We start from the raw sequence: 3,641 nt of genomic DNA on the forward strand, positions 1-3,641 counted from the left end.
GCGCCCCGGCCCAGAATCCCAAGTGGGAAGGCCGGCACGTCTTTCGCGCCCTTTCGCGGAAGCGCACCGTTATAGGGAACGTTGCGTTTCCGTCAATGGCGCAATCGCGAGAATTTGAACCTTTTCAGGCTTCACGCGATCACGAGGGCTCATTCTACCAGCGGGGGCCGTCGAGGGCCTTGTCGATGCCGGCGGATACGTCTTCGATCGAGCCCATGCCGTCCAATTCCACGAGTTTTCCGTGATTTTGGTAGTAGGGCAGCAGGGGTGCGGTCTGGTCGTTATAGGCCGCGAGCCTCACCTTGAAGCTCTCGGGGTTGTCGTCCGGGCGGCCCGATTCGGCGAATCGCCCGGCCACCCGCTTCAGAAGCTGTTCGTCGTCGACCTTGAGGCGGATCACTAGGTCGATTCGGGCGCCGCGTTGCTCCAGCATGACGTCCAGGGCCTGGGCCTGGGCGAGCGTGCGCGGGAAGCCGTCGAAGATGGCTCCGCCCGCGGCCTCGGCTTCCGGCAGCCGCTGCTCGATCAGGTCGATGACGATCTCGTCGGTGACCAGCTCGCCGCGCTGCAAGACACCTTCGACCTTCTTGCCGAGCTCGGAGCCCGACGCGATCGCGGCGCGCAGCATGTCGCCGGTGGAGAGCTGCACCATCTTGCGGCTGTCGACCAGGCGCTTGGCCTGGGTGCCCTTCCCCGCCGCCGGCGGGCCGAACAGGATCAAATTCATCGCTTAAATATCCCCTCCCCGCCGACCTTCCCCATTCGGGCCGGCTCTCAAATGCGAGCGCGTCTCTCTATGAGCTATCGAGCGCCGCGCCCCCCGCGCAGCTTCGATTTCTTGATCAGGCCTTCGTACTGGTGGGCCAGGAGATGCGACTGGATCTGGGTGACGGTGTCCATGGTGACGCTCACCACGATCAGGAGCGACGTGCCGCCCAGGTAGAACGGCGCCTTGTAGAAGCCGATCAGGGCCTCGGGCAGCAGGCAGACCAGGGTGATATAGGCCGCCCCGATCACCGTCAGACGGGTGAGCACGTAGTCCAGATACTCCGCCGTGCGCTTGCCCGGACGAATGCCCGGCAGGAAGCCGCCGTACTTGCGGAGGTTCTCGGCGGTGTCCTCGGGATTGAAGACGACCGAGGTGTAGAAGAAGCAGAAGAAGACGATCAGGGCGCCGTAGAGCACCATGAAGGCCGGCTGGCCGTGCTGCAGGGCGCCCACGGCGGTCGGCAGCCACTGGGCCCAGGCCGGCAGTTCGGCGGTCGCCAGGAAGCCCATGGCGGTGGTCGGCAGCAGAAGCAGGGACGAGGCGAAGATCGGCGGGATGACGCCTGACGTGTTGATCTTCAGCGGCAGGAACGAGGTGTCGCCGCCGAACATCCGGTTGCCCTGCTGACGCTTGGGATACTGGACCAGCAGGCGGCGCTGCGAGCGCTCCATGAACACGATTGCGAAGACCACGGCGATGGCCAGGGCGATGATCGCCAGCATGGCGAAGCCGGACAGCGAGCCGGTTCGGGTCATGGAGAACATCTGCCACACGCCGCGCGGCAGGGCCGCCACGATGCCGGCGAAGATGATCAGCGAGACGCCGTTGCCGACCCCGCGGCTGGTGATCTGCTCGCCCATCCACATCAGCAGCAGGGTGCCGCCGGTGAGAGTGACGACCGTCGAGACCAGGAAGAAGACGCCGGGACTGATCACCAAGCCTGGGCTGGACTGCAGTCCGGTGGCGATGGCGAAGGACTGGAATAGGGCCAGGACGACCGTCAGGTAGCGAGTGTACTGGTTGAGCGTCTTGCGCCCAGCCTCCCCGCCTTCCTTGCGCAGCTTCTCCCACGGCGGATAAACCGTGCCCAGGAGTTGCACGATGATCGAGGCTGAGATGTAGGGCATCACGTTCAGCGAGAAGATCGCCATCCGTTCGACGGCGCCCCCCGAGAACATGTTGAACATGCCCAGGATGCCCTGCGACTGGCTCGAGAAGGCCTGGGCGAAGGCGACCGGATCGATGCCCGGGATCGGGATGAAGGTTCCCACCCGGTAGGCGATCAGCGCCCCCAGGGTGAACAAAATACGCTGATGAAGTTCCGTCGCCTTCTGGAAGGCGCCGAAGTTCATGTTTGCTGCGAGCTGTTCGGCGGCCGAAGCCATGTAGTTCCCCAGACGTTCAGGACCGGTCGTACATAGGGCGTGCGCCCCGTGCTGTCATCCGGTCCGCTGAAATCCCCCATCCCCCGCCGAAACGGGGATCCAGACCGGGTCTGGCGAGGGATCGCGGCGCGCCGGAGATCGGCTTTCGTCCCCGCGCGGGCGGGGACGGCGGCGGTCGTCCTACTCGGCGGCTTCGGCGGCGACGGGGGCGGTCGTGGTGACCTTGCCGCCAGCCTTTTCGACCGCGGCCTTGGCCGCGGCGGAGGCGGAATAGACCACGATGTCGATCTTGGTCTTGATCTCGCCCTTGCCCAGGAGACGTACGCCGTCCTTGGCGCGGCGCACCACGCCGGCGGCGATCAGCACGTCGACGTCGATGGCCTTCTTGGCGTCGAGCTTGCCGGCGGCGATCGCCTGCTCAAGGCGCCACAGGTTCACTTCCGCGAACTGCTTGGCGAAGGGATTGTTGAAGCCGCGCTTGGGCATGCGCATATGCAGCGGCATCTGGCCGCCTTCGAAACCGGCGATGGCGACGCCGGAACGGGCCTTCTGGCCCTTGACGCCGCGGCCGGCGGTCTTGCCCTTGCCCGAACCCGGGCCACGGCCGACGCGCATGCGGTTCTTGGTCGAACCGGGGGCCGGCGAAAGTTCGTTGAGCTTGGTCATGTGACGCCTCTCCTTGGAGATCTGTCGCCCGGGCGGCGCCCGGACTCGGCTGATGTTCAATCTGGCCGCCGAAACGGCCGAAGAGGCGACGCTTTTGCCGCCGCCTCCCCTAATCGTCCAGTCTCAGGCCTTAGCCTTCGACCACTTCCACCATGTGATGGACCTTGGCGATCATCCCGCGGATCGACGGGGTGTCCTCCAGGACCGACACGCGGCCGATCTTGTTCAGGCCCAGGCCCGCGAGGGTCGCGCGCTGGTCCTTCTTGCGGCGGATGGGGCTCGCCGTCTGACGAACGGTCACCTTGGCCATGACTTATTCTCCGTCGGCGGCGGCGACGGCCGAGGCGCCGTCGGCGCGGCGGCCGAGGACGTCGGCGACCTTCTTGCCGCGCTTGGCGGCGACCTGGCGGGGCGAAGACTGAGCCTTCAGCGCCTCGAAGGTCGCGCGAACCATGTTGTAGGGGTTGGACGAGCCGACCGACTTGCCCACGACGTCCTGGATGCCCAGGGTCTCGAGGACCGCGCGCATCGGACCGCCGGCGATGACGCCGGTGCCGGGAGGCGCGGCGCGAACCATGACCTTGCCGGCGCCCCAACGGCCATTGCCGTCGTGGTGCAGGGTGCGGCTCTCGCGGAGCGGCACGCGGATCATGGTCTTCTTGGCTTCTTCGGTCGCCTTACGGATGGCTTCCGGCACTTCACGCGCCTTGCCATGACCGAAGCCCACGCGGCCCTTCTGGTCGCCCACCACCATCAAGGCGGCGAACGAGAAGCGGCGGCCACCCTTCACGGTGGCGGCGACGCGGTTGATGTGCACCAGC

5 protein-coding genes are annotated in these 3,641 nt (G+C 66.4%); all 5 read right to left on the bottom strand.

Annotation, left to right across the window (positions count from 1 at the left end; genetic code table 11):
• Window positions 1-154 precede the first annotated feature (154 nt).
• Entirely contained in the window at window positions 155-727 is a 573-nt protein-coding gene (locus tag Q8Q88_RS08025) for an adenylate kinase (protein WP_305674677.1), read from the bottom strand.
• Between the two features lie 74 nt (window positions 728-801).
• Window positions 802-2,154 (bottom strand): preprotein translocase subunit SecY, encoded by a 1,353-nt coding sequence (gene secY, locus Q8Q88_RS08030; RefSeq protein WP_305674678.1) that lies wholly within the window; start codon window positions 2,152-2,154, stop codon window positions 802-804.
• 180 nt (window positions 2,155-2,334) lie between these two features.
• Entirely contained in the window at window positions 2,335-2,820 is a 486-nt protein-coding gene (gene rplO / locus Q8Q88_RS08035) for a 50S ribosomal protein L15 (protein ID WP_254836857.1), read from the bottom strand.
• Window positions 2,821-2,950: 130 nt separating this feature from the next.
• Complete coding sequence (gene rpmD, locus Q8Q88_RS08040) at window positions 2,951-3,130, bottom strand: 50S ribosomal protein L30 (RefSeq protein ID WP_254836856.1); 180 nt, start codon at window positions 3,128-3,130, stop codon at window positions 2,951-2,953.
• Between the two features lie 3 nt (window positions 3,131-3,133).
• A partial coding sequence (rpsE, locus tag Q8Q88_RS08045) for a 30S ribosomal protein S5 (protein WP_305674679.1) occupies window positions 3,134-3,641 on the bottom strand: 508 nt, incomplete at its 5' end.

The organism is Phenylobacterium sp., from assembly GCF_030697925.1.
Classification (GTDB): Bacteria; Pseudomonadota; Alphaproteobacteria; order Caulobacterales; family Caulobacteraceae; genus Phenylobacterium.

Bases quoted from the DNA above. Each gene is read 5' to 3' on its own strand.
- Q8Q88_RS08025 (WP_305674677.1), bottom strand. From the start codon at position 727: ATGAATTTGATCCTGTTCGGCCCGCCGGCGGCGGGGAAGGGCACCCAG.
- secY (WP_305674678.1), bottom strand. From the start codon at position 2,154: ATGGCTTCGGCCGCCGAACAGCTCGCAGCAAACATGAACTTCGGCGCC.
- rplO (WP_254836857.1), bottom strand. From the start codon at position 2,820: ATGACCAAGCTCAACGAACTTTCGCCGGCCCCCGGTTCGACCAAGAAC.
- rpmD (WP_254836856.1), bottom strand. From the start codon at position 3,130: ATGGCCAAGGTGACCGTTCGTCAGACGGCGAGCCCCATCCGCCGCAAG.